This is a genomic window from Mycolicibacterium parafortuitum, from assembly GCF_010725485.1.
Lineage (GTDB): Bacteria > Actinomycetota > Actinomycetes > Mycobacteriales > Mycobacteriaceae > Mycobacterium.
This window is the reverse complement of sequence record NZ_AP022598.1, coordinates 3,532,830-3,558,472: the sequence shown is the minus strand read 5'-3', so window position 1 is coordinate 3,558,472 and position 25,643 is coordinate 3,532,830. Positions and strand designations below refer to the sequence as shown.

Below are 25,643 nucleotides of genomic sequence, written 5' to 3'. Positions count from 1 at the left end.
GATGGCCCGCGAAGCGCAGGTGTGCGGGTGCGCCGCACTAGATTGGCGGACATGCGTGTCGCCCGCCTGCTGCCCCTGCTGCTCGCCGTCCTGACCGCCGGACTTCTGTGTTCGCCCGCCGCGGTGGCCGATCCGCCGATGCGGCTGCCCAGCTATCTGACCGACAACGCCGGTGCGCTCGACGCCGCGGGCACCGACGAGGTGCAGACCGCGATCAACCGGCTCTACGACGACAACCGCATCCGGCTGTGGGTGGTGTACGTCGAGACCTTCTCCGGGCAGAGCGCGCAGTCGTGGGCACAGACCACCTTCCAGCGCAGCGATCTGGGCAGCCAGGACGTGATCCTCGCGGTGGCGACGGTCGACCGCGCGTACGCGCTGCTCACGCCGAAGGGCGGCGCGGTACGCGCCGACGTCGACGAGATCCGGCGCGACCAGGTGGAACCGCGGCTGCGCAACGGGGACTGGGCCGGCGCCGCGGTGGCCGCCGCCGAGGGTCTGGCCGGGTCCGGCAGTTCGGTCAGCTGGTTCGCGGTGCTGATCGTGCTGGCGCTGATCGCGCTGGCCCTGGCGATCCTGGTGCTGTGGCAGCGGCGGCGCCGGCGCAAGCGCCGGGAGGCCGATTTCGCGGCCGCGCAGCGGGTTGATCCGTCGGACCCCCACGCGCTGGCCGCGGTTCCGCTCGACGCCCTCGACGACCTGTCCCGCAAGATCGTCGTCGACGTCGACAACGAGGTGCGTACCAGTGAGAGCGAACTGACGCTGGCGGTCGAGGAGTTCGGCCCGCAGGACACCGCACCGTTCACCCGCGCGGTGGCCAACGCCAAAGCGACGCTGGCCGAGGCGCTCAACGTGCGGCACATCCTCGACGACGCGGTGCCCGAGACCCCGGCGCAGCGGCGGGAACTGCTCACCCGGGTGATCGTGTCGGCGGCCAAGGCCGACGACGAACTCGAAGCGCAGCGCGAGGCGTTCGCCGCGTTGCGGGATCTGGTGATCAACGCCCCGAGCCGGCTCGACACGCTGACCCAGCAGATGGTGGATCTGACCGCGCGGCTCGCCCCGGCCGAGCAGACCCTGGCGCAGCTGAAGTCCCAATTCGCCGAGACCGCACTGGTTTCGGTGTCGGACAACATCGACGAGGCGCGACAGCGGCTGGAGTTCGCCGATCAGAGCATCAGCACCGCACGCACCCTGGTGTCACGCCCGGCCGACAAGCAGGGCGGCCTGGTGGACGCGATCCACGCCGCCGAGGCCGCGCTCGGTCAGGCGCGCACGCTGCTCGATGCCGTCGACAGCGCGTCGACCGACATCAACCGCGCCGTCGCGGGGCTGCCCGCGGTGATCGCCGACATCCAGAACGGCATCAACCAGGCCGGCGCCCAGCTCGGGCAGGGCCTCGCGCACGGCTCTGTCGCGGTGGCCACCGAGCTCAGCGAGGCCAGAGACGCTGCGGTGCAAGCGGTGTCGCACGCCCAGAGCACCGGCGACAGCGACCCGCTCGGCGCGTTCACCCGACTCACCCAGGCCGACGCCGAACTGGACCGGCTGCTGGCCGAGGTCGCGCAGGAGCGGGAGACGGCCGAGCGGCTCAGCCGCACCTTCGACCAGGCGCTGTTCAACGCGCAATCGCGGGTGCGCGCGGTATCGGACTACATCGACACCCGCCGCGGCGCGATCGGGCCCGAGGCCAGGACCCGGCTCGCGGAGGCGGTGCGCCAACTTCAGGCCGCGCGCGACAAGCAGGATGTCAACCTGACCGAGGCGATCGCGCACGCCAACGGCGCGGCGATGCTGGCGGCGCAGGCGCAGTCGCTGGCCAACGCGGACGTCACCGCCGCCCAGCAGCACTTCCGGGGCCCCTACGGTGGCGGCGGGGGCGGCGGTCAGATGGGCGCCGTGATCGGCGGCATCCTGATCGGCAACGTGCTCTCCGGCGTGCTACGCGGCGGCCTCGGCGGAGGAGGCTTCGGCGGCGGCTTCGGAGGCGGCGGCTTCGGAGGCGGCGGAGGAGGCGGCGGCTTCAGCGGCGGCGGCGGCCGCTTCTAACCCCCCTTCCTCGCGAGCGTGCGTGTCTGCGGCGGACACGCCGCGTATTTCGCGAACTTCACGCACGCTCGTCGCGCAGAGGCCATCCCCACGACCGGCCAACTGCTGGCGTTCCTCACCCGCAGCCGTCTGGACATCGAGATCCGCGAGGGTGGTCTGATCAAGGTGTGGCCGGGCGTGTACAGCCATGACCAGCCCGACGTTCCCGTGCGACTTCGCGGCCTCGATCTACGGGCGGGCGAACCGGTCGCCGTCTGCCTGGGAACCGCCGCAGCCGCTTACGGTTTCGACACCGAGGACACCAGAGACATCCACGCTCTCAATCCGCAGGGACACCAACTGCGCAACTCCGACGGGCTCATCGTGCATCGCCGCGACGGAGCACCCCTGAGCGTGGTGGAGGGCAGGCCCGCGACCACCGCCGCCTGGACCGCGGTCGAGGTAGCACGGTCGCTGCGCCGGCCCCGCGCGCTGGCGACACTGGATGCCGCGCTGCGCAGCCGCGCCTGCGACCGGCGCGGACTGACGGAGGCGGCGACCCGACAGGCCGGACGCCGCGGCATCGTCGCGGTCCGGGACCTCATCCCGTTGGCCGACGGCCTGGCGGAGTCACCGATGGAAAGCGAGGCGAGACTGGCGATGCTCGACGGCGGGCTGCCGACGCCGGTGTTGCAGTACGTGATCGTCGATCGGAGCCGCCGGACCTGGCGACTCGACTTCGCCTGGCCGCAGTACGGGGTGGCCGTGGAGTACGACGGCTTCGACTGGCACAGCGACCGCGAGCAATTCACCAGAGATCGGCAGAAGCGTGCGGCGCTGGCCGAGCTCGATTGGACGATGATCTCGATCGTCGCCGACGATGTGCGCACGCACCCCCAGGACATGGTCCGTCGCATAGAGCACGAGATGGCGCGACGTATCCGGGTCGCGTGAACATGCGTGAAGTCTGCACATCACGCGGCGTGTCGGGCTCTGACACGCACGCTCGCGACTTAGCAGCCTTTGAGGCGGACGGCCAGGTAGTCCGACACCTCGGAGATCGCGACGCGCTCCTGGCTCATCGAGTCCCGCTCCCGGATGGTGACCGCGTGGTCCTCCAGCGAGTCGAAGTCCACGGTGATGCAGTACGGCGTGCCGATCTCGTCCTGACGGCGGTAGCGGCGACCGATCGCACCGGCGTCGTCGAACTCGACGTTCCAGTTGCGGCGCAGCTCGGCGGACAGGTCGCGGGCCTTCGGCGACAGGTCGGCGTGGCGCGACAACGGCAGCACCGCGGCCTTGACCGGCGCCAGCCGCGGATCCAGCCGCAGCACGGTGCGCTTGTCCACCCCGCCCTTGGCGTTGGGCGCCTCGTCCTCGGTGTACGCGTCGACCAGGAACGCCATCAGCGACCGGGTCAGCCCGGCTGCCGGCTCGATCACGTACGGCACGTAGCGGGTGTCGTTGGCCTGGTCGTAGAACGACAGGTCGACACCGGAATGCTTTGAGTGCGTGGACAAATCGAAGTTGGTCCGGTTCGCGATACCTTCCAGCTCACCCCACGGGTTGCCGGCGAAGCCGAACTTGTACTCGATGTCTGTGGTGCCGTCGGAGTAGTGCGACAGCTTCTCCTTGGGATGTTCGTACAGCCGCAGGTTGTCCCGCTCGATGCCGAGGTCGACGTACCACTGCAGCCGGGTCTCGATCCAGTACTTGTGCCATTCGGCCGCGGTGGACGGCTCGACGAAGAACTCCATCTCCATCTGCTCGAACTCGCGGGTGCGGAAGATGAAGTTGCCGGGGGTGATCTCGTTGCGGAAGCTCTTGCCGATCTGGCCGATACCGAACGGCGGCTTCTTGCGCGCGGTGGTGACAACGTTGGCGAAGTTGACGAAGATGCCCTGCGCGGTCTCGGGCCGCAGGTAGTGCAGACCTTCCTCGGACTCGATCGGGCCGAGGTAGGTCTTGAGCATCATGTTGAAGTCGCGCGGCTCGGTCCACTGCCCCTTGGTGCCGCAGTCCGGGCAGACGATGTCGCTCATCGGAACCGAGTCCGGGTCCTCCAGACCCTTTTTCTCCGCGTACGCCTCCTGCATGTGGTCCTGCCGGTGCCGCTTGTGACAGTTCAGGCATTCCACCAGCGGGTCGTTGAACACCTCGACGTGACCGGAGGCGACCCACACCTGGCGCGGCAGGATGATCGCGCTGTCCAGGCCGACGACGTCGTCGCGGCTGGTGACGACAGATCGCCACCACTGCTTCTTGATGTTTTCCTTGAGCTCGACGCCCAACGGGCCGTAATCCCAGGCGGATTTGGTGCCGCCGTAGATCTCGCCGGACTGGAAAACCAGCCCGCGACGCTTGGCGAGGTTCGCAACGGTGTCGATGATCGAGGGTGCCACGGGTTCACAGCGTAGCGAGGCGCCCGCCGGGCCCCGCGCGATGTCCCCGATTGACATGCATGGGCGTGCATGTATCTTGGTCTCTAATGAAAACCGTTTCCAGTACGGCTGCGCCGCAGGACGTCCACGCCCACGGTGACACCCCGGCGGCCGAGCTCCCCTCCCGGGCGGTGCTCGACACCGCGGGCGACCTGCTGCGCGCACTCGCCGCACCGGTACGGATCGCGATCGTGCTGCAGCTGCGTGAGGACGCACGGTGCGTGCACGAACTCGTCGACGCGCTCGACGTCCCGCAGCCGCTGGTGAGCCAGCATCTGCGCATCCTGAAATCGGCCGGCGTGGTCGAGGGCTCCCGGTCAGGCCGAGAAGTGCTCTACCGCCTGGTGGATCACCACCTGACCGACATCGTCATCGCGGCCGTGACACACGCCGCCGAAGGATCGGCGGGAGAACCGCGATGACGGGCGCGGTCCGCGCGACGCGCCAGCGCGCCGCGATCTCGGCGCTGCTGGAGAACCTCGACGACTTCCGCTCCGCGCAGGAGATCCACGACGAGTTACGGCGCCGCGGTGAGGGAATCGGCCTGACGACGGTGTACCGGACGCTGCAGCAGATGGCCGCCACGGGTCTGGTCGACACGCTGCGCACCGACACCGGCGAATCGGTGTACCGGCGCTGTTCGGAGCACCATCACCATCATCTGGTCTGCCGCGCCTGCGGCTCGACGGTGGAGATCCAGGGCGGTCAGGTCGAGTCGTGGGCCGCCGATGTCGCCCACCAGCACGGCTTCACCGACGTCAGCCACGTCATCGAGATCTTCGGGATCTGCGGTCGGTGCGGGTCCGGGAACTGACCGCCGGGAACTAGCGCCTGCGCCAGCCCACCACGGCGACGATCACCCCGGCGATCGCGATCAGCGGCCCGAGCACCGCCCAGGTGGTGGTGTCGCTCATCGGGCTGCCCTGCACGGCGCCGAATCCCTGGAACGCGAACAACGTGCCGAACAGCGCGACGATCACGCCGACGACGATCAGTGCGATCCGCATGCCGTCACCCGACCATCGCGTGGCGGACGTCGGTGCCGGTGGCCAGCACCATCAACAGCAGCGTGCGTAACGCGTCGTCGGTCAGCCCGGCTGCCGGGAAGTTGTAGCGCAACAAGACATCACCCGTCTTCTTCGTCGTGCCCTTGCCTGCACCGATCTTCTCCACCAGCGATACCGTGCCGAGCAGCGTGTCGTGGGCGTGTTTGGCGACCTTGGCCCGAATCTTGCTGTCCAGCGGCAGATCCCAGGCGAGGACCTGCGTCAGCGAGACCAGCTCCAGATCCTCGGCGATGGTCACCACCCGCAGTGACGCGAACGTCGCCTCGTGCTGCACGGTCAGCGCGCCGTCGGCCTCCCGGGTCACCGGCAGGATCTCCTCCAGCACGGTCGCGAGACGTTCCGACAGGTCCATCTGACTCCTAGGCGCGGCCGAAGCGGCGGTTGCGTTGGACGTACTCCTCGCACGCGGCCCACAGGTCGCGCCGGTCGTAGTCGGGCCAGAGCTTGTCCTGGAAGACGTATTCGGCGTAGGCCGCCTGCCACAACAGGAAGTTGCTCGCCCGCTGCTCCCCCGAGGTCCGGATGAACAGGTCGACATCGGGGATGTCGGACCGGTGCAGATGCTTGGCGAACTGCGCCTCGCTGATGCGGTTGGGTTTGATCTTGCCGTCGACGGCCTCCTGCGCGAGTTCGCGCGCCGCCTCCACGATCTCGGTACGGCCGCCGTAGTTCACGCAGTAGTTGATGGTGATGACGTCGTTGTCGACCGTCATCTGCTCGGCGATGTCGAATTCCTTGATGACGCTGCTCCACATGCGCGGACGCGAGCCCACCCAGCGCATCCGCACGCCCATGTCGTTGAGGTTCTCGCGGCGGCGGCGCACCACCTCCCGGTTGAACCCCATCAGGAAGCGCACCTCCTCGGTGCTGCGCTTCCAGTTCTCCGTCGAGAACGCGTACACGGTCAGGTGTTTGATGCCGATCTCGATCGCGCCGCAGGTGATGTCGATGAGCACCGCCTCGCCCATCTTGTGGCCCTCGGTGCGGCCGAGCCCGCGCTGGGTGGCCCACCGGCCGTTGCCGTCCATCACCACCGCGACGTGCTGGGGCACCTGGTCGGCCGGAATCTGGGGAGCCGCTTCCTTCGAGGTGTGCTGCGGCGGGCGGGCGAACCGACCGTTGGTGCCCGCCGGGATCTCGGGGAAGACCACCGGCCAGGTCGACTTGTCCGGGAACGTCGGATAGTCGTCAGGCGCCGGAGGCAGCTGTGGGTAGCTGCCCTTCCGTCGCCGATTCCGTTCCGTTGCCATGCGCAACATCCTGCCTGATGCCCCTGGCCGCCTCGGCCCGACCCGGCCGCTCGACCAGTGGCAGCGTCCGCAGCTGGCGTTCCAGGTGCCATTGCAGATGCGCGGCGACCAGCCCGCTGGCATGACTGCGGTGCGCCGGGGTGGAGGTCACCGCATGCTCCCAGTCACCCTCGTAGAGCGCGGCCATCAGGTCGAGCACCGCCTGCGGCGGGGTCACCGACCCCGACGGCCTGCAGTGCACGCATACGCTGCCGCCCGCGGCGACGTTGAAGGCGCGATGCGGCCCCGGGGCCGCGCACCGCGCGCATTCGACCAGCGCCGGCGCCCAGCCGGCCACCCCCATCGCGCGCAGCAGGTACGCGTCGAGGACCAGCTCACGGGGCCGGGTGCCGTCGGCGACGGCGCGCAGCGCGGCGACGGTGAGCCGGTGCAGTGCGGGGACGGGGGCACGTTCCTCTCCCGCGATCCGCTCCGCGGTCTCCAGCATCGCGCAGGCACTGGTGTAGCGGCCGTAGTCGCTGACGATGTCGGAGGCGAATGCGTCGATGGCCTGCACCTGGGTGACGATGTCGAGGTTGCGGCCCGGGTGCAGCTGAACGTCGATGTGCGCGAACGGTTCCAGCCGCGCACCGAACTTGCTGCGGGTACGCCGCACCCCCTTGGCGACGGCGCGCACCAGGCCGTGATCGCGCGTGAGAAGGCTCACGATCCGGTCGGCTTCGCCGAGCTTGTGCTGGCGCAGCACGACCGCTCGGTCCCGGTACAGACGCATCCGCCCAGTCTCCCACTGCCGGGGGACGAATTTCGGTCCGCAGCGCCGATACTCTCTGAAGTGATGGCCGATTCGTCTTCCCGTCCCACCTCCCGCCCCCGCATCCCCGCCCGTGTCCCGACCCGGTTTCCGACGGTGGGCAACCAGCTGTTTCAGCTCGCCAGCGGCACCGCGACGTCGCTCGACCTGGTGCGTCACTCGCTGGCCGCGATCGAGGCCAGCCAACCGACGCTCAACGCGTTCCGGGTGGTGCTGACCGAGCAGGCCCTCGCCGAGGCGGCCGAGGCCGACCGGGTGCGCGCCGAGGGACACGACCCGGCCCGCCGGCCCCTGCTGGGTATCCCGATCGCGGTCAAGGACGACGTCGACGTCGCCGGGGTGCCCACCCGCTTCGGCGCCTGCGGCGAGATCAGGCCCGCCGACGCCGACGCCGAGGTGGTGCGCCGGCTGCGCGCCGCCGGCGCGGTGATCGTCGGCAAGACCAACACCTGCGAGCTCGGCCAGTGGCCGTTCACCAGTGGACCGGCGTTCGGACACACCCGCAATCCGTGGTCGCGGGAGCACACCCCGGGCGGATCGTCGGGCGGCAGTGCCGCCGCGGTGGCCGCGGGCCTGGTCGCGGCCGCGATCGGCTCCGACGGCGCGGGCAGCGTCCGCATCCCGGCCGCATGGACACATCTGGTCGGCATCAAACCCCAGCGCGGCCGCATCTCGACCTCGCCGCTGCCGGAGGCCTTCAACGGCATCACCGTCAACGGCGTGCTGGCCCGCACGGTGTCCGACGCGGCGCTGGTGCTCGACGCGGCGTCGGGCAACGCGCCGCAGGACCTGCACACGCCGCCGCCGGTGTCGGTGTCGGACCATGTGTCCCGCGCGCCGGGACCGCTGCGCATCGCGGTGTCGACGAAGTTCCCGTTCACCGGGTTCCGGGCCACCCTGCATCCGGAGATCCGCTCGGCGCTGTCAGGCGTCGCCGAGCAGCTGGCCGAGCTCGGACACACCGTCGTCGCCGCCGACCCCGACTACACAGTGCGGATGTCGTGGAACTTCTTGGCGCGCTCGACCTCCGGTATCCCCGAGTGGATGGACCGGCTGAGCCGCAACGCGCCCGGCGGCGTCGCGTGGGACCGGCGCACCCGCGCCAACGCCCGGATGGGCTGGCTGCTGTCACAGAACACCCTGCGCAAGGCGCGCGCCGCCGAAGCCGACGCGCAGCAGCGGATCGGCTGGATCTTCAACCTCGCCGACGTCGTGCTCGCCCCGACCACGGCCCTGCCGCCACCGAAGGTGCATGCGTTCGACGCGCTCGGCGGGACGGCCACCGACCGCATGATGATCCGGGCCTGCCCGGTGACGTGGCCGTGGAATCTGCTCGGCTGGCCGTCGATCAACGTCCCGGCCGGGTTCACCTCCGACGGGTTGCCGATCGGTGTGCAGCTGATGGGCCCCGCCGACAGCGAACCGCTGCTGATCTCGCTGGCGGCGGCGCTGGAGGCGCTCAACGGCTGGGCCAGATACCAGCCCGAGAACTGGTGGGCTCCGCAGCCGCCGACGGAGCCGGATCTGACGGCTCCGGACTCGGTGACCGGCCGGGTCGCGTAGTCTCCCGCTGTGACCGTCAGCAACGTGGTGCGCGCGCTGCCCGCCGTCGCGGTGGCCGGGGCGCTGGCCGGCGCGGCGGTCGTCGGCACACCCGCGGCGCACGCCGACAACCGACGGCTCAACGAGAGTGTGGCCGTCAACGTCTACACCATCCAGCACCATGCCGGATGCGACACCGAGATCCAGATCAACCCGCAGTTGCAGCTCGCGGCGCAGTGGCACGCCAACGACGTACTGCGTAACCGGGCACTGGACGGCGACATCGGCTCCGACGGGTCCACCCCGCAGGTGCGCGCCGACAACGCCGGTTTCGTCGGCACGGTCGCCGAGACCGTCGCGATCAACCCCGCCCTGGCGATCAGCGGGATCGAGATCCTCAACCAGTGGTACTACCGTCCCGATTACATGGCGATCATGTCGAACTGCGCCAACACCCAGATCGGCGTGTGGTCGGAGAACAGCCTCGACCGCTCGGTCGTCGTCGCGGTCTACGGTCAGCCCGGCTGACCTCTTTCAGGTTCTGCATCCAAATCCGGTCTGCGCTCCTACTCTTTTCAGAGTGCGAGTGTCGTGGCCGTTGGTCGGCCGCTCCGGAGAGCTTCGGACGGTCGAGGCTGCGCTCGCGTCGGCGGAGATGTCCGGGGTCGTCATCTACGGCGCCGCCGGGGTCGGTAAGAGCAGGGTCGCGCGGGAGGCGCTGGCCACCGCGGCCGGGCACGGCTGGATCACCCGGTGGGCGGTCGGCACCTCATCCGCGCGGTCGATTCCGCTGGGCGCGTTCACCACATGGGCGCCGCCGGGTGTGGCCGAACCTGTGCAGCTGCTGCGTGGTGTGATCGACGCGCTGACCGCGGCGCCCGCCGGTGAGCCGGTGGTCATCGGGATCGACGACGTCCATCTGCTCGATGACCTGTCGACGTTCGTCGTGCACCAGATCGTCTCGCGGCAGGCGGCGAAACTGATCCTCACCGTTCGGGAGGGCGACCCGATCCCGCCCGCCATGCAGGAGGTCTGGCGGGCCGGGCGGCTGGAACGGCTGCACATGCAGCCGCTGCCGCTGCCCGAGACCGCCGGGCTGCTGTCGCAGGCGCTCGGCGGACCGGTGGAACCGGATGCGGCCCAGCGGCTTTGGAATCTGACGCTGGGCAACACGCTGTACCTGTCCCATATCGTCGAGCAGGAGATCGCCGACGGTCGCATCACGTCGGTGGACGGGACATGGCACTGGGTCGGGGATCCGCGGCTGCCGCCGGGCCTGGTCGAGCTGATCGAATCCCGCACCGGCGATCTGCCCGGACCCGTCGGCGACGTGATCGACGTGCTCGCCGTCGGCGAGCCCGTCGAACTGGATGCGCTGCGCACGATCGTCGAGCCGGATGCGGTCGAGGAAGCCGAGACCCGGGGCCTGATTCTGCTGGCGCCCACCGCGACCGGCCACCACGTCCGACTGTCGCATCCGATCTACGGCGAGGTCCGGCGAAAGCACGCCCCCGCGACCAAACTTCGCCGGCTGCGGCGGCTGGTCGCGACCGAACTCGCGGCATCCGCCGACCGCGACGAGATCCCGGTGCTGGTGCGACGCGCGGCGTTGAGCCTGGACTCGGATCTGGCCCCGGACGCCGACCTGCTGACCCGGGCCGCGCACGGCGCCGTGTGGCTCGCCGATCTCGTTCTGGCCGAACGACTTGCGCTGGCGGCTGTGCGGGCGGGTGCCGGCGCGGAGCCGAGTCTGGTACGCGCGCACGCACTGTCGTGGCTGGGCCGCGGACGGGAGGCCGACGAGGTCCTGGCCGCGATCGACCCGGCCACCCTGACCGACCGCGAACGGGCCCGGCTGGCCTTCCTGCGCGCCAGCAACCTGCTGTGGGCGCTCGGCGATCCGGACGGGGCGAAGGCGTTGATCGACGAGGCGTCCCGAAGCACGCCGGCGAAGGACCGCGGCTACATCGACGCGTTCCTGGCGGTGTACTGGTTCGCGATGGACGAGCCCGCGGCAGCACTGGCCGCATCCGAGGAGCTGGCGCACGACGACATGCCTCCGGTGGTCGGCGCAGAAACCGCCTGGGTGCTGTCCACCATCCACGGCGACGCCGGCCGAACCACCACCGCGGTCACCCGCGCGGAGTCCGGATACATCGCTGCCACAAGGGATTTCGACAACCCGCAGATGCGGTTCAACATCGCCGACTCCCACGTGGGGGCATTGCTGCTGGCCGGACGCATCGACGACGCCCGTGAGGTGGCCGCACTGGTGCACAGTCAGGCCGCCGACCTTCCCGGGGCGACACAACTGATCGGGACGGCGGTGGCGGGGCGTGCCGCGCTCGGGGCCGGCGACCTTCGCCGGGCCTGCGCGCTGCTCGAGCATGCGGCAACCGGGCTGTGCGCCAACCATTCTCTCGGCTGGGGCTACCGGTACCAGATCCCGTGGGCCACCGCGCTGGCGATGCGCGGTGACACCGCCGCCGCGGCGCAGACCTTGCAGGCGCTGACGTCGATGCCGCGCCCGTTCCGCAAGCTCGACCACGAGCACAGTGTGGCCAGGGCCTGGGTGGCCGCGAGTCAGGGCGCAGCCAGTGAGGCGGTCAACATCCTGCTGCCCGCCGCCGAACGGGCAGCAGCGGCAGGGCAATTCGCCGCCGAGGTCATCTGCCTGCAGACCGCGGCCCAGTTCGGTGAACGCGGCTGCGGGGCACGGCTGTCGGTGCTGGCCGAACTGGTCGAGGGGCCGCGGGCCGCGCTGGCGGCGCGGTTCGCCGAGGCATTGGCGCACGGCGACGCCCCAGGACTCGCCGCGGTCGCCGAGCAGTTCGCCCAGATCGGCGATCACGTCGCGGCCGTCGATGCGAGCTCGCATGCCGCGATCGAGTACCGCCGCCGCGGGCTTCGGGGGTCGTCGCTGGGATGTTCGGCGCACGCGACCGGGTTGGCCGAGCAGTTCGGCATCAGCACGCCGGCGCTGCGTCAGGCCAGCGGCCGCCTGCCGCTGACCGACCGCGAGTACGAGATCGTGATGCTGATCGGCGAAGGTCTGTCGAACCGCGCCGTCGCCGAGCGGCTGACCCTGTCGGTGCGGACCGTCGAGAGCCACATCTACCGGGCGATGTCGAAGACCGGCACCTCCACCCGTGAGGAACTCGCCGCGCTGCTCCCCCGCCGGACGGGCTGACGCACCGGGATCATCCCGCGTGGCGTGGCGATGAGTTCTGCCCGCCGGTGCAGTCTGTTCAGTGTGGGCAGACTCATCTACGGCATGAACGTGTCTCTCGACGGCTACATCGCCGACGCGCGGGGCGACATCGACTGGTCCGATCCGAGCGAGGAACTGCATCAGTACTGGAACGACTTCGAGCGTGAGACCGCGTTGGCATTCTACGGTCGGCGGCTCTACGAGCTGATGACCGCGTACTGGCCGACCGCCGACCAGGATCCGGATGTGCCGCCGCTGATCGCCGACTTCGCACAGATCTGGCGGGACATGCCCAAGGTGGTGTTCTCCCACACGCTGGAGTCCGTCGACTGGAACTCCCGGCTCGAGCGCGGCGACCCGGTCGAGGTGGTCAGAAAACTCAAGGCCGAGACCGACGGCCAACTGGAGGTCGCCGGCGCGACGCTGGCCGCACCGATCGTGCGGGCCGGGCTGGTCGACGAGTACCGCCTGGTGGTCGCACCGACCGCGGTCGGCGGTGGCATCCCGTTCTTTCCGACCCTGCCGTCGTGGATCTCGTTGCGGCTGCTGGAGACCCGCAGCTACCCCGGCGGGGCGGTCCTGTTGCGCTACGAGGCGGCCTAAAAACCAAGCCGGCCCAACTGTTTCGGGTCGCGTTGCCAGTTCTTCGCGATCTTGACCCGCAGGTCGAGGTAGACCTTCGTGCCGAGCAGCTTCTCGATCTGGGTGCGCGCCGCGGTGCCGACCTCACGCAGCCGGGCACCGCCCTTGCCGATCACGATGCCCTTCTGCGAATCCCGCTCGACGTAGAGGATGGCGTGCACGTCGATCAACGGATCGTCCTCGGGACGACCGGGACGTTCCTCGACCTCGTCGATCACCACGGCCAGTGAATGCGGCAGTTCGTCGCGCACACCTTCGAGCGCGGCTTCCCGGATCAGCTCGGCCATCAGTACTTCCTCGGGCTCATCGGTCAACTCGCCGTCCGGGTAGAACGCGGGACCGGGAGGCAATTGCGCGACCAGGACGTCGATCAGCACGTCGAGTTGTTCGCCCGAGGTCGCCGACACCGGCACGATCTCGGCGTCGGCGCCGAACAGCTCGCTGACCGCCAGCAGTTGTTCGCCGACACGGTCTTTGGACACCTTGTCGATCTTGGTGACGATCGCGATCAGCTTGGTGCGCGGGGCGATGGTGCGGATCTGTTCGTAGATCCACCGGTCTCCCGGTCCGATCTTCTCGTCGGCCGGGATGCACATCCCGATGACGTCGACCTCGGAGTAGGTGTCCTTGACCAGATCGTTGAGCCGCTGGCCGAGCAGCGTGCGGGGACGGTGCAGTCCCGGGGTGTCGACCAGCACGATCTGGAAGTCGTCGCGGTGCACGATGCCGCGGATCGTGTGACGGGTGGTCTGAGGGCGGTTGGACGTGATCGCCACCTTGGACCCGACCAGCGCGTTGGTCAGCGTCGACTTGCCGGTGTTCGGCCGGCCGACGAAACACACGAAGCCGGAACGGAATTCGGTGTCCCCGCTCATAGCGGCGTGCCCGCGCGGTCGGTGACGATGATCGTCGCGCCCGCGGAGAGTTCCCGCACGGCCGCGACCCCGGCGTCGTCGGCCGAGCCGCCGACGAGCACGGCGGCCTCCAGACCCGCCGCCCCGCTGGACACCGCGGCGGCGACCGCGGCCTGCAGCGCCGTGAGCTTCAGCGCGTCGAGCGTGACCGGCGCACCCGCGTAGGTCCTGCCGTCGAGGTCACGGACCGCGGCGCCACTGGTGGCCTCCGCGCGCCCCATCGCACCGCGCGCCAGCACCACCAACTTGGTGTCTTCGTCGTCGAGGGCCTGGGTCATTCTCGTTCTTCTCCGTCTTCGGGTTTCGGTTCGACAGGGCTGACCAGCACGGTGCTGACCCGGACCCGGCCGCGCGGATCGGGTCCGCCCTCGGCGCGCAGCCTCAGGCCGTCCCATTCCACCTCGGCGCCGGGCAGCGGCACACGGCCCAGTTCCAGCGCCACCAGGCCGCCGACGGTGTCCACGTCGAGGGTCTCGTCGAATTGGATGTCGTAGAGCTCGCTGAGGTCCTCGATCGGCAGCCGGGCAGACACCCGGTACCTGCCGTCGCCCAGGTCTTCGACCGGGGCCACCTCGTCGGTGTCGTATTCGTCGGCGATCTCGCCGACGATCTCCTCCAGCACGTCCTCGATCGTGACCAGCCCGGCGATCGCACCGTATTCGTCGACCAGCAGCACCATGTGCACTCGGTCGCGCTGCATCTCGCTGAGCAGGGTGTCCAGCGGTTTGGAGTCCGGTACGAAGACCGGCTTGCGCATCACCGCCGACACCGCGGTGCCCCGGCCGGCGTTGTTGGAGTAGTAGGTCTTCTGGACGAGGTCCTTGAGGTAGACCACCCCGACGATGTCGTCGACGTTCTCGCCGATCACCGGGATGCGGGAATGCCCGCTGCGCACGGCCAACGACGTGGCTTGACCGGCGGTCTTGTCGCTTTCGATCCACACCATCTCGGTGCGGGGCACCATCACCTCACGCGCGGGGGTGTCCCCCAGCTCGAACACCGACTGGATCATCCGGCGTTCGTCGTCGGCGACGACGCCGCGCTGCTGGGCGAGGTCGACCACCTCGCGCAGCTCGATCTCGGACGCGAACGGGCCGTTGCGGAACCCGCGCCCCGGCGTCAGCGCATTACCGACCAGCACCAGCAGCCGGCTGATCGGGGTCAGCACCACCGAGATCGCTTGCAGCGGAAGCGCGGTCACCAACGCGATGGTGTAGGCGTTCTGCCTGCCCACCGTCCTCGGCCCGACGCCCACCACCACGAAGCTGACCACCGTCATGATCGCCGCGGCGGCCATCAGCCCGCGGCTGACCCCGAAGTAGTCGTCCAGATAGGCGGCCATCAACACCGTCGCGCTGACCTCGCATGTCATGCGCAACAGCACGATCAGGTTGATGTAGCGCGGCCGGTCGACCATCAGTTGCAGCAGCCGCACCGCACCGGGTCGTTCCTCGCGCACCAGCTCCTCGACGCGCGCGATCGAGACGGTGCTCAGCGCCGCATCGATGGCGGCGAACAGGCCGCCGAAGCCCACCAGCACGATCGCGCCGATCAGTTGTCCGAGGTTCGTCACGAAGCGTCGCCCGGGGTCACGGCATGTCGAAGTATCGGGACTTGTCCAGCAAGCTGCGGTCCTTCTCGGTCTGCCGGTCCTGGTGGTAGGCCGCGACCTGCTCGGCCACCCACTCCTCGAGGAGCTCGCGCTGCAGCGCGAACATCTCCTTCTCCTCGTCGGGTTCGGCGTGGTCGTAGCCCAGCAGATGCAGCACCCCGTGCACCGTCAGCAGCGCCAACTCCTGGCCGAGCGTGTGCCCGGCGTCGGCGGCCTGCTTGGCGGCGAACTCGGGGCACAGCACGATATCGCCGAGCATCGACGGACCGGGCTCGGGGGCGTCGGGGCGCCCACCGGGCTCGAGCTCGTCCATCGGAAAGCTCATCACGTCGGTCGGCCCGGGCAGATCCATCCACCGCATGTGCAGATCGGCCATCGCCGCGGTGTCGACGAGCACCATCGACAGTTCGGCGCCGGGGTTGACGTCCATCTTGCTGATCACGAAGCGAGCGACGCTGACGAGTTCCTCTTCGGAAACGTCGATGCCCGATTCGTTGGACACCTCAATGCTCATCGCTTTTCCACGTCCCTGTTTCTCAGTCCTGTTACCGCCGTGGGCGTCCCGAGCTGGACGCGCGCCGCTGAGCCCTGTTCATCAACGTGGGTTCGTCGTGTTTGGCCGCTGCCCGCTCATAGGCGTCCACGATCTCGGACACCAGCCGGTGCCGCACCACGTCGGCGCTGGTGAGTTCGGCGAAGTGGATGTCGTCGACGTCGCCGAGCACGCGCATCGCGGTGTTCAGTCCGGACGGCGCACCGCCGGGCAGGTCGACCTGCGTGACGTCGCCGGTGACAACCATTTTCGAGCCGAACCCGAGCCGGGTCAGGAACATCTTCATCTGCTCGCCGGTGGTGTTCTGCGCCTCGTCGAGGATGATGAACGCGTCGTTGAGCGAGCGGCCGCGCATGTAGGCCAGCGGCGCGACCTCGATGACGCCGGCACTCATCAGTTTCGGGATCAGCTCCGGATCCATCATGTCGTGCAGCGCGTCGTAGAGCGGCCGCAGATACGGATCGATCTTCTCGCTCAGCGTGCCGGGCAGGAAGCCAAGGCGCTCACCGGCTTCCACGGCGGGCCGGGTCAGGATGATCCGGCTGACCTGCTTGGACTGCAGCGCGCTGACGGCCTTGGCCATCGCGAGGTAGGTCTTGCCGGTGCCGGCCGGGCCGATTCCGAACACGATGGTGTGCGCGTCGATCGCGTCGACGTAGCGCTTCTGGTTCAGCGTCTTGGGCCGGATCGTCTTGCCGCGCCGCGACAGGATGTCCAGGGTCAGCACCTCGGCCGGCGACTCCTCGGCCTCCCCGCTGAGCATCGCCACGCTGTGGCGCACCGCATCGGCGGTCAACGGCTGACCGCTGGCCACGACCTCGATGAGTTCGGAGATGGCCCGTTCGGCCAGCGCGACGTCGGCGGGTTCACCGGCGATGGAGATCGAATTCCCGCGCGCGTGGATGTCGGCGGGCAGCAGGCGTTCCAGTGCGCGCAGGTTCTCATCGGCCGAGCCCAACAGGCCCATGACGTACTCGGGCGGAACCGTAATGCTGCTGCGGACCTGCGCTCCAGGAGATGAGGATGCGTCCGAGCCGGCGCTCTCGCGGGACACCACGTGTGGTTTTCTGCCTGCTTTCTGGGTTTCGTCCGATGCTGGTGAAAACCCAGTTTAGCCCGGTAGGTGCGGCGTACCCAACTGGTTACCGGCGGCGCGCGGTGGCCGCGACCGCACCACCTGCGGCCACCAGAACCAGCGGCCCAGCAACGTCGCGATCGACGGCATCATGAACGCGCGCACCACGAACGTGTCGAACAGCAGACCGAGCCCGATGGTCGTACCCACCTGTGCGATCACCCGCAGGTCGCTGACCACCATCGATGCCATGGTCAGCGCGAACACCACACCCGCGACCGTCACCACGCTTCCGGTGCCGCCGATCGAGCGGATGATGCCGGTCTTGATCCCGGCGTGGAGCTCCTCCTTGAACCGCGACACCAGCAGCAGGTTGTAGTCCGACCCGACGGCGATCAGCGCGATGACCGCCATGACCAGCACCATCCAGTGCAGTTCGATACCGATGATGTGCTGCCAGATCAGCACCGAGACCCCGAAGGACGCACCGAGTGACAGCGCCACGGTGCCGACGATGACGATCGCCGCGATCAGGCTGCGCGTCAGCACCAGCATGATCGCCAGGACCAGGCACAGCGCCGACAGGATCGCGATCATCATGTCGTACCGGGAACCGTCGGACATGTCCTTGAACGTCGCCGCGGTGCCACCGAGCTGGATCGTCGCGTCCTCGAGCGGGGTGCCCTTGAGCGCCTCGATCGCCGCGATCTTGATGGGCTCGACGCGGGCGAGCGCCTCGGGCGAGGTCGGGTCGCCGCGGTGGGCCACCAGCAACCGGACGGTCTTGCCGTCGGGCGAGAAGAAACTCTCCATCGCCCGCTTGAAGTCCTCGTTCTCGAACACCTCGGGGGGCAGATAGAACGAGTCGTCGTTCATGGCACGGTCGAACGCCTTCCCCATCTCGGTGGAGTTCGCGCTCAGCTCGTCCATCTGGTCGTAGAAGCCGCCCATGGTGGCGAACGTCGTCAACATCATGTGACGCATGCTCTCCATGGTCTCGATCATCGGCGGGAACGTCGCGAGCATCTGCGGCAGCAGCGCTCTCATCGTCTCCATGTTCACCAGCGCCTTGTCGAAGGACTCGGTCATGGTGGAGATGCCGTCCATCGAGTCGAACAGCGACCGGAACGACCAGCACAGCGGGATGTTGTAGCAGTGCGGTTCCCAGTAGAAGTAGTTGCGGACCGGACGGAACTGGTCGTCGAAGTTGGCGATCATGTCGCGGATCTGATGCACGGTCTGCTGCATCTCGGTGAAGTCGTCGATCATCACCGTGGTGACGGTCGACAGTTGCGTCATCAGGCCGTACATCGTGCGCATGGTTTCGATCGTGCGACCCAGGTCCTGCGCCTGCGTCTGCATGTCCTTCATGCGGTCCTTCATCAGCTTCATGTTCTGCACCTGGCTGACGCCCTGCATGCTGATCAGGAACGGGATCGAGGTGTTCTCGATCGGGGCGCCGTCGGGCCGGCTCGGGGCCTGGACGCGGGCCACTCCTTCGACGGCGAACACCCGCTTGGCGAGGCGGTCGAGGACCAGGAAGTCGGCCGGGTTGCGCAGGTCGCGGTCGGACTCGACGAGGAGGATCTCGGGGCTCATCCGTGACAGTGAGAAGTGCTCGGTGGCGGCCTGCAGGCCGGCGTTGGCCGGGATCGACTTCGGGACGTAGCGGGTGTCGTCGTAGCTGGTCTGGTAGCCGGGCAGCGCCGCAAGCCCGACGAACGACAGCGCCAGCGAGCCGACCAGGATCGGCCCGGGCCAGCGCACCACGGTGGTGCCGACCCGGCGCCACGCGCGGATCCGCATCGCGCGCTTGGGTTCCAGCAGATTGAATCGGCTGCCGACGGCCACGACCGCCGGCCCCAGGGTCAGGGCGACGGCGACCCCGGCGGCGATGCCGACCGCACACGGCAGGCCCATGCTCTGGAAGTACGGCATCCGGGTGAACGACAGGCAGAGCATCGCGCCGGCGATGGTCAGACCGGACCCCAGCACGACATGCGCGGTGCCGCGGTACATCTCGTAGTAGGCCTCTTCGTGGGTGGCGCCGGAGGTCCGCGCCTCCTGATAGCGACCGACCAGGAAGATCACGTAGTCGGTGCCGGCCGCGACGGCCAGTGAGATCAGCAGGTTCGTCGCGTACGTCGACAGCCCGATGATCTCGTAATGCGCCAGCGCCGCGACGACGCCGCGGGCCACCACCAGCTGGATACCGACGACGGCGAGCATCAGCGCGACGGTGGTGATGGAGCGGTAGAAGAACAGCAGCAGCACGATGATCACCACGAAGGTGACCAGCAGGACGATCGCCATGCTGCTCTCGCCGGCGATGTTCACGTCGGCGATCAACGGCGCGGGGCCGGTGACGTGCACCCGCACCCCATCCGGCGGCGGTGAGTTCGCGACGATGTCGCGGACGGCCTGGACGGCTTCGTTCGACTCCGTCTCGCCCATATTGCCTGCGAGATTGAGGGTTGCGTAGGCCGCGCGGCCGTCGCTGCTCTGGGCAGCCGCCTCGGTCAGCGGGTCACCCCACATGTCCTGGATGTTGCGGACATGGTCGGTGGCCGCGGTCAGGTCGGCGATCAGCCGGTCGTAGTAGTCGTGGGCGTCCTCGCCGAGGGGCTGCTCGTTCTCGCTCTCCAACACGATCAGTGCGATCGAGTCGGAGTCCGACTCCTCGAACAGCCGGCCCATGTCGGCCATGGCCTGCATCGAGGGCGCGTTGCTCGGGCTCATCGACACGGCGTTCTGCGCGGCGACGACCTCAAGTTGGGGCACCAGCGCATTGAGCGCCACCGCGAGCAGGAGCCAGCCCAGGATTATCGGAACGGCGAGACGGCGGATCCACTGCGGGATGGGGCGCGGGTCCCGCAGGTTCCTTCGGTCCCGCAGATCGGTGTGGCTGTGGCGCATCAGGAGGCCTTGGCGATGCAGTAGATGTAGGCGCTGACGTTGGAGATCGTGCGTTCGTCCTTGACCCGGCCGTCGCCGGTGATGCGGCACCCGATGAAGCTGCCGTCGCCTTGGGCCACGATGTTGCCCGTCAACGCCACGGCGTGGGTCTCGACGTCGACAGACCACGGCAACGGGACGTTCACGAGCTGGGTCGCGTCGCCCTCGGCGTCGGTGTAGTTGATGTCGGCGACAGCGCCGGGCTCACCCCAGATTTCGTAGCGCAGAATCTTCGGGTCGGACTTGTTCGAATCCTCGGTCACGCTTCCGGCGTAGGTGGGCAACGGATGCGAGGCGAACATGTTCCGCAGCCGCCACACCGCGAAACCGGCGACGACCAGCACGATCACCAAAACGAGCGGTATCCACGCTCGGGTCACACGGGTGAGAATCGGAAGTCCTTCTGGCTCGGTCCGAACCGCGGGGCGGTGAGGGCTAGAGGGAAGGCTAACCTATCTAACCGTCGGCCGTGGTACTACCCCCGGGGGGTGTATCAGGACCAGCGCCGCGTCAGCACCCCCAGGGCTCCCAGCGCCACGGCCGCCGCGGTGGAGGTGCGCAGCACCGACGGCCCCAGCCGCACGGTCCGGGCGCCGGCGTCGGCCAGCGCGGCCAGCTCGTCCTCGGTGATACCGCCCTCGGGCCCGACGACCAGGGTCAGCGCTTCCGCGCCGGCCGGCACCGCCCCGGCCAGCGGGTCGGTCGCCGATTCATGCAACACCAGCACGGATCCCGGCGGCGCCGTGCGGGTCGCGGAGACCACGTCGCGCAGCACCGCCACGCCGTCGACGGCCGGGATGTACGGGCGCCGGGACTGCCGGGCCGCAGACCGCGCGACGGCCGACCACCGGCGCAACCCTTTCTCCGTCTTGGCGGCGCCATCCCAGCGCGCGACGCACCGCGCGGACTGCCACGCGACGAACGCATCGGCGCCGGCCTCGGTGGCGAGTTCGATCGCCAACTCGGAACGCTCGGATTTCGGCAGCGCCTGCACGACGGTCACCGTCGGCACCGGTGGTTCCAGGACGCGGCGGTCCTGGACGCGCGCGGTCAGGCGTCCCTTCGCGACGTCCTCGACGATGCAGTGCGCGACCACTCCGGCACCGTCGGACAGGTCGAGGTGCTCCCCCACCCTGGTCCGGCACACCGTCGCCGCATGGTGACCCTCGTCGCCGTCGACGACGGCAAGCGCACCGACGTCGGGGATCCCGTCGTCGACGTAGAACAGGCTGCGCACGCGGAAAGCTAGCGGCCGGTGAAGGTCTCGCGCAGCCGGGAGAACAGCCCGCCGCCGTGCGAACCGGATGCTCCGCCTTGCGTGGACCTCACCTCGGCCTCGGCGCGGCTGCGTTCCTTGAAGGTGCGCAGCAGTTCGGCGTCCTCGTGGTCGAGCCGGGTCGGCACCACGACGTCGATGTGTGCGTGCAGGTCGCCGCGCACCCCCGAGCGCAGGTGCGGCATACCGCGACCGCGCAGGGTGGTCACCGAACCTGGCTGCGTGCCGGCCGGGATCGTGATCTCGGTGGGCCCGTCGAGGATCGCGTCGACCGTGACGGTCGTGCCGAGTGCGGCGTCGACCATCGGCACCGACACCGTGCAGTGCAGATCGTCGCCCTCCCGGACGAAGACGGGATGCTGCTTCTCGTGCACCTCGACGTAGAGGTCGCCCGCGGGTCCGCCACCGGGGCCGACCTCGCCCTGAGCGGCCAGCCGCACCCGCATACCGTCCCCGACGCCCGCGGGGATCTTCACGCTGATCTCGCGGCGCGCGCGGACCCGGCCGTCACCGGCGCAACGGTTACACGGGTTAGGGATGACCTCGCCGACGCCGCCGCACACCGGGCACGGGCGCGACGTCATCACCTGGCCGAGCAGCGATCGCTGCACCGTCTGGATCTCGCCGCGGCCGCCACACGTGTCGCACGAAACCGGCTGCGAATCCCCGTGTGTGCCCTTGCCCTGGCACAGGTCGCACAGCACCGCGGTGTCGACGGTGACCTGCTTGGTCACGCCGGTGGCACACTCCTCGAGATCGAGGCGCATCCGCAGCAGCGAATCCGAACCGGGCCGGACGCGGCCGACCGGTCCACGCGATGCGGTGCCGCCGCCGAAGAACGCCTCGAAGACGTCCCCGAGACCACCGAACCCGGAGAAGCCCCCGGCGCCGGCCGCCGCGGACTCCAGCGGGTCGCCGCCGAGGTCGACGATGCGGCGCTTCTCCGGATCGCTGAGCACCTCGTACGCGACGCTGATCTCCTGGAAGCGCGCCTGCGCGCCCTCGTCGGGATTCACATCGGGGTGCAGCTCGCGCGCGAGCCTTCGGTAGGCGCGCTTGATCTCCGAATCACTCGCGTTCTTGCTCACTCCGAGCAGCCCGTAATAGTCGCGTGCCACGCTCAACCTTTCCCACCCGACCGACCCGACAGACCCCCGACGAGGGTCCGCAGGTCAGCGGTTACCTAAGACTTCGCCAATATAGAGAGCAACCGCGGCGACGTTGCTGATGGTTCCCGGATAGTCCATCCGTGTGGGACCCAACACACCCATGCCGCCGAACACCTTGCCGGAACTGCCGTACGCCGTGCTGACCACCGAGGTGTTCGCCATCTCCTCGGCCTCGGTTTCGTGACCGATGCGCACCGTCACCTTGCCTGCCTCCTGTTGCTGGGCGAGCAGCCGCAGGACCACGACCTGTTCCTCGAGTGCCTCGAGCACCGACCGCAGAGAACCGCCGAAATCGGCGGTGTTACGCGTCAGGTTCGCGGTCCCGCCCAGCAGCAGCCGCTCCTCGCGGTGCTCGACCAGCGTCTCGACCAACACCGTGGCCGATCGGCCCACGGCGTCGGCCAGCGTGCCCTGGCCGTTGAGATGGGTGGCCAGCTCGGACACCGCCACCGACGCGGTGGCCAACGGCTTGCCCTCCAGCGCCTGACCCAGCAGATCGCGCAGCTGACTCAGCTCATCCTCGGTGATCGCGTCGCCGAGTTCGACGATGCGCTGATCCACGCGACCGGAGTCGGTGATCACCACCAGGAGCAGCCGCGCCGGTGTCAGCCCGACGACTTCGAGGCGACGCACCGTCGACGACGACAGCATCGGGTACTGGACGATCGCGACCTGGCGGGTCAGTTGGGCCAGCAGCCGCACCGCCCTGCGCAGTACGTCGTCAAGGTCGACACCGGATTCCAGAAAGCTCAGGATGGCCCGCCGCTCGGCACTGGACATCGGCTTGACGACGTCGAGCCGGTCGACGAACTCGCGATAGCCCTTCTCGGTCGGTACGCGGCCTGAGCTGGTGTGCGGCTGGGTGATGTAGCCCTCCGCCTCCAGCACCGCCATGTCGTTGCGCACCGTCGCACTGGAGACGCCGAGATTGTGGCGATCCACCAGGGTCTTGGATCCGATCGGTTCTTTGGTCTCGACGAAATCGGCGACGATCGCGCGCAGCACTTCGAAGCGACGGTCGTCGGCACTGCCCATTGCTCACCTCACCCTGACGTCAAGCGGACCTGGCGCTCCCATTTTACGGGCACGCGCGGACGCGGGGCGCTGTCGGCGCGGGCGGGATACCCTGGCGAGCAAAAGTCAGAGTCAGTGCGGGGACCGAGGACAGCGAAGGCGCGTTCGATGATCTTCAAAGGGGTGCGCGACGGCAGGCCCTATCCGGACCACGGATTGTCCCACCGGCAATGGGCCCAGATCCCGCCCCGCCAGATCCGGCTCGACGAATTGGTCATGACGACAACGGTTCTCGCGCTGGACCGGTTGCTGTCCGAAGATTCGACCTTCTACGGCGACCTGTTCCCGCACGCGGTCAAGTGGCGCGGGAACGTCTACCTCGAAGACGGGTTGCACCGCGCCGTTCGGGCCGCACTGCGCAACCGCACGGTGCTGCACGCGCGGGTGTTCGACATGGACGCCCCGCTACCGCAGCCCAGCTGAGCCGACGCCACCGCTTGCCGTTTCGGCTACTCCTCAAAACCCTTCGGGATGCCTCGGCGCCACGCCGGCCCGCCGGGCTGTTGCAGGTCATAAATATTTAGGTAAGCCAAACCTGCTGCGTTTTAGGTAACCCTCAGCTAAGGTCTGCATTCACAGGAAAGACACAGCTAACGAATAGGAGTCCCTGTGAAAGCCGATTTTCGTGCGGGTGGCGTCAACAGGTTCGCGCTCGCCGGCGCCGCGGTGGTCACCGCGAGCGCGATGGCCGTCGCCCCGGTGACCGTGACACCGACCGTCCCTGCGCTGCCCGAGTTCTCGGCCTCGACGGAGCTCTCGGCGTTCCAGAACCCGTTGACGCTGTGGGCGACGACGATCTCGAACACGCTGACCACCACCGGTGGCCTGGGAACCAACATCATCGCGCAGCACACCGCGCTGGGCGACACCCTGGGCGACCCGGCGATCCGCGCGGAATTCCTGCAGTCCCTGGTCGGGACCATCGGCAACCCCGTTGCCATCCTGCGCGAGGCGCTGGCGTTCCCCTCCACCTACGGCGACCGCATCAAGGCGGCGCTCGCCGCCTCGAGTGGAGCATCGGGCGATGCGCTGTCGAAGCTGCCCGCGGTGCTGCAGACCTCGCTCGGCCACCTGCTGCGCGGCGAGTTCCTGTTGGCGTTCGGCGAACTGAACTACTGGTTCCTCACCGACGGACTGAGCGACGGCCGCGGCGCACTGCTCGACGCGCTGCGCATCCCGGGCGACTTCCTGGAGTCGATCGGGCTCGATCCGCTGGCCCGCATCCTCGGCACCTCCTGGATGGACGAGGGCACCAACGGACCCGGCTACGGGCCCGGCCTGCTGTCACGCGGGATGATCGGCAACTTCGGCCGGGCGCTGCTCGCGCCGGCGGTCACCGCGATCTTCCAGACCGTCGAGATCCTCGACAAGGCCCGCGCGGCCCTCTTCTCGGGTGATCTGGTGACGCTGGCCAGCGAGGTCATCAACGCCCCGGCCAAGATCGTCAACGCGTTCCTGAACGGCTATGTGCCCGATTTCGTGACCGACCCCGACAGCCCGTACCCGCCCGGACCCGGGCAGAGCTTCCCCGGCCTGCTGTCCCCGACCGGGACGTTCGACTTCTTCTTCGTCCAGATCCCGCAGCAGATCGTGCGGGCCCTGAACATGGAGAAGCCGGCACCGGCGGCCACCGCGGCATTCGCCGGGGTCTCCGATGCGTCGGTGGGCGAGGGTTCCGACACAGTCACTCTCGATCTGGTGTCGAGCGAAACCGGTACGGCCCCCGAGGGCGACGGCGGCGCCCCAGCGGTCGTCGACGAGATCGACGAACTGCCGGCCGAGGAGCCCGCCGATGTCGACGAAGTCGAGGAGGTCGACGAAGTCGAGGTAAGCGACGAAGTCGACGAAGTCGAGATAAGCGACGAGGTCGAGGAGTCCGACGCCGCGGAGGAGTCTGACGAGTCCTCCGACGACGACTCCACCGACGACAGCGCCGGCGGCGACGACTCCGATTCCGACGCCGGTGAGTCGACCAGCCGGACCAGCAGCAAGCCCAGCGCCGGCGACGAGTAACGGGGCTGCT

General features: G+C 68.9%; 25 protein-coding genes. 10 read left to right on the top strand and 15 right to left on the bottom strand.

Going from position 1 to position 25,643, the window contains the following annotated elements; translation table 11 throughout:
- Positions 1-51 precede the first annotated feature (51 nt).
- Both NTM_RS17060 and NTM_RS17055 read left to right on the top strand, forming a co-directional pair.
- Positions 52-2,049 (top strand): TPM domain-containing protein, encoded by a 1,998-nt coding sequence (locus NTM_RS17060; protein ID WP_163766938.1) that lies wholly within the window; start codon positions 52-54, stop codon positions 2,047-2,049.
- A gap of 84 nt (positions 2,050-2,133) precedes the next feature.
- Positions 2,134-2,982, top strand: coding sequence for a type IV toxin-antitoxin system AbiEi family antitoxin (locus NTM_RS17055; RefSeq protein ID WP_163769524.1), 849 nt, complete (start codon positions 2,134-2,136; stop codon positions 2,980-2,982).
- Between the two features lie 59 nt (positions 2,983-3,041).
- Here the strand turns inward: NTM_RS17055 and NTM_RS17050 are convergent, their stop codons facing one another.
- A complete protein-coding gene (locus tag NTM_RS17050; protein WP_104863301.1) occupies positions 3,042-4,430 on the bottom strand; it encodes a glycine--tRNA ligase in 1,389 nt (462 codons plus the stop codon).
- An 86-nt stretch (positions 4,431-4,516) separates the two neighbouring features.
- On the opposite strand from NTM_RS17050, the gene NTM_RS17045 reads away from it, so the two are divergent.
- Positions 4,517-4,891, top strand: coding sequence for an ArsR/SmtB family transcription factor (locus tag NTM_RS17045; RefSeq protein ID WP_104863302.1), 375 nt, complete (start codon positions 4,517-4,519; stop codon positions 4,889-4,891).
- Positions 4,888-5,283, top strand: coding sequence for a Fur family transcriptional regulator (locus NTM_RS17040; protein WP_104863303.1), 396 nt, complete (start codon positions 4,888-4,890; stop codon positions 5,281-5,283). The genes NTM_RS17045 and NTM_RS17040 overlap by 4 nt, the downstream gene beginning before the upstream one ends.
- Positions 5,284-5,293: 10 nt before the next feature.
- Here the strand turns inward: NTM_RS17040 and NTM_RS17035 are convergent, their stop codons facing one another.
- Genes NTM_RS17035 through recO form a run of 4 tightly spaced genes read right to left on the bottom strand, consistent with a single transcriptional unit; the run spans position 5,294 to position 7,558 of the window.
- The gene (locus NTM_RS17035) at positions 5,294-5,476 is read right to left on the bottom strand and encodes a hypothetical protein (RefSeq protein ID WP_104863304.1); all 183 of its coding nucleotides are present in this window, start codon (positions 5,474-5,476) and stop codon (positions 5,294-5,296) included.
- Between the two features lie 4 nt (positions 5,477-5,480).
- The gene (locus NTM_RS17030; protein WP_104863305.1) at positions 5,481-5,888 is read right to left on the bottom strand and encodes a hypothetical protein; all 408 of its coding nucleotides are present in this window, start codon (positions 5,886-5,888) and stop codon (positions 5,481-5,483) included.
- A gap of 7 nt (positions 5,889-5,895) precedes the next feature.
- Positions 5,896-6,786, bottom strand: coding sequence for a decaprenyl diphosphate synthase (locus tag NTM_RS17025; protein ID WP_104863306.1), 891 nt, complete (start codon positions 6,784-6,786; stop codon positions 5,896-5,898).
- Positions 6,725-7,558, bottom strand: coding sequence for a DNA repair protein RecO (gene recO, locus NTM_RS17020; RefSeq protein WP_104863307.1), 834 nt, complete (start codon positions 7,556-7,558; stop codon positions 6,725-6,727). Before recO ends, NTM_RS17025 begins: the two co-directional genes overlap by 62 nt.
- A gap of 63 nt (positions 7,559-7,621) precedes the next feature.
- On the opposite strand from recO, the gene NTM_RS17015 reads away from it, so the two are divergent.
- The 4 genes from NTM_RS17015 (at position 7,622) to NTM_RS17000 (ending at position 12,953) form a co-directional block, all read left to right on the top strand.
- Positions 7,622-9,160, top strand: a complete 1,539-nt coding sequence (locus NTM_RS17015) for an amidase (protein WP_104863308.1) — start codon at positions 7,622-7,624, stop codon at positions 9,158-9,160.
- A 9-nt stretch (positions 9,161-9,169) separates the two neighbouring features.
- Positions 9,170-9,667 carry a CAP domain-containing protein gene (locus NTM_RS17010; RefSeq protein WP_163766937.1) on the top strand — a complete coding sequence of 166 codons (498 nt, stop codon included), beginning with the start codon at positions 9,170-9,172 and terminating at the stop codon, positions 9,665-9,667.
- A 52-nt stretch (positions 9,668-9,719) separates the two neighbouring features.
- Positions 9,720-12,329, top strand: a complete 2,610-nt coding sequence (locus NTM_RS17005; RefSeq protein WP_163766936.1) for a LuxR C-terminal-related transcriptional regulator — start codon at positions 9,720-9,722, stop codon at positions 12,327-12,329.
- 63 nt (positions 12,330-12,392) lie between these two features.
- Positions 12,393-12,953: a dihydrofolate reductase family protein gene (locus NTM_RS17000; protein ID WP_104863311.1), complete on the top strand. Its 561-nt coding sequence runs from the start codon at positions 12,393-12,395 to the stop codon at positions 12,951-12,953.
- Here NTM_RS17000 and era read toward each other — a convergent pair.
- The 10 genes from era to hrcA all read right to left on the bottom strand — a co-directional run bounded on the left by era (position 12,950) and on the right by hrcA (position 23,581).
- Positions 12,950-13,867, bottom strand: a complete 918-nt coding sequence (era, locus tag NTM_RS16995) for a GTPase Era (RefSeq protein ID WP_163766935.1) — start codon at positions 13,865-13,867, stop codon at positions 12,950-12,952. The two genes, NTM_RS17000 and era, sit on opposite strands and share 4 nt — an antisense overlap.
- The gene (locus NTM_RS16990) at positions 13,864-14,184 is read right to left on the bottom strand and encodes a cytidine deaminase-like protein (RefSeq protein WP_104863313.1); all 321 of its coding nucleotides are present in this window, start codon (positions 14,182-14,184) and stop codon (positions 13,864-13,866) included. The genes era and NTM_RS16990 overlap by 4 nt, the downstream gene beginning before the upstream one ends.
- Entirely contained in the window at positions 14,181-15,479 is a 1,299-nt protein-coding gene (locus NTM_RS16985; RefSeq protein ID WP_163766934.1) for a hemolysin family protein, read from the bottom strand. The genes NTM_RS16990 and NTM_RS16985 overlap by 4 nt, the downstream gene beginning before the upstream one ends.
- A gap of 16 nt (positions 15,480-15,495) precedes the next feature.
- Positions 15,496-16,032: an rRNA maturation RNase YbeY gene (gene ybeY / locus NTM_RS16980; RefSeq protein WP_104863315.1), complete on the bottom strand. Its 537-nt coding sequence runs from the start codon at positions 16,030-16,032 to the stop codon at positions 15,496-15,498.
- Between the two features lie 31 nt (positions 16,033-16,063).
- Positions 16,064-17,128, bottom strand: coding sequence for a PhoH family protein (locus NTM_RS16975; RefSeq protein WP_163766933.1), 1,065 nt, complete (start codon positions 17,126-17,128; stop codon positions 16,064-16,066).
- Positions 17,129-17,182: 54 nt separating this feature from the next.
- Entirely contained in the window at positions 17,183-20,062 is a 2,880-nt protein-coding gene (locus NTM_RS16970) for an MMPL/RND family transporter (RefSeq protein WP_163766932.1), read from the bottom strand.
- Positions 20,062-20,481: an MmpS family transport accessory protein gene (locus tag NTM_RS16965; protein ID WP_163766931.1), complete on the bottom strand. Its 420-nt coding sequence runs from the start codon at positions 20,479-20,481 to the stop codon at positions 20,062-20,064. Before NTM_RS16965 ends, NTM_RS16970 begins: the two co-directional genes overlap by 1 nt.
- 113 nt (positions 20,482-20,594) lie before the next feature.
- Positions 20,595-21,338, bottom strand: a complete 744-nt coding sequence (locus NTM_RS16960; RefSeq protein ID WP_104863319.1) for a 16S rRNA (uracil(1498)-N(3))-methyltransferase — start codon at positions 21,336-21,338, stop codon at positions 20,595-20,597.
- An 8-nt stretch (positions 21,339-21,346) separates the two neighbouring features.
- Positions 21,347-22,495 carry a molecular chaperone DnaJ gene (gene dnaJ, locus NTM_RS16955; protein ID WP_104863320.1) on the bottom strand — a complete coding sequence of 383 codons (1,149 nt, stop codon included), beginning with the start codon at positions 22,493-22,495 and terminating at the stop codon, positions 21,347-21,349.
- Positions 22,496-22,549: 54 nt separating this feature from the next.
- Positions 22,550-23,581, bottom strand: a complete 1,032-nt coding sequence (gene hrcA, locus NTM_RS16950; protein ID WP_104863321.1) for a heat-inducible transcriptional repressor HrcA — start codon at positions 23,579-23,581, stop codon at positions 22,550-22,552.
- A 147-nt stretch (positions 23,582-23,728) separates the two neighbouring features.
- Here hrcA and NTM_RS16945 point away from each other — a divergent pair, with 147 nt between their 5' ends.
- Both NTM_RS16945 and NTM_RS16940 read left to right on the top strand, forming a co-directional pair.
- A complete protein-coding gene (locus NTM_RS16945; protein WP_083145216.1) occupies positions 23,729-24,043 on the top strand; it encodes a type II toxin-antitoxin system VapB family antitoxin in 315 nt (104 codons plus the stop codon).
- 186 nt (positions 24,044-24,229) lie between these two features.
- Entirely contained in the window at positions 24,230-25,633 is a 1,404-nt protein-coding gene (locus NTM_RS16940; RefSeq protein WP_163766930.1) for a hypothetical protein, read from the top strand.
- Positions 25,634-25,643 lie beyond the last annotated feature (10 nt).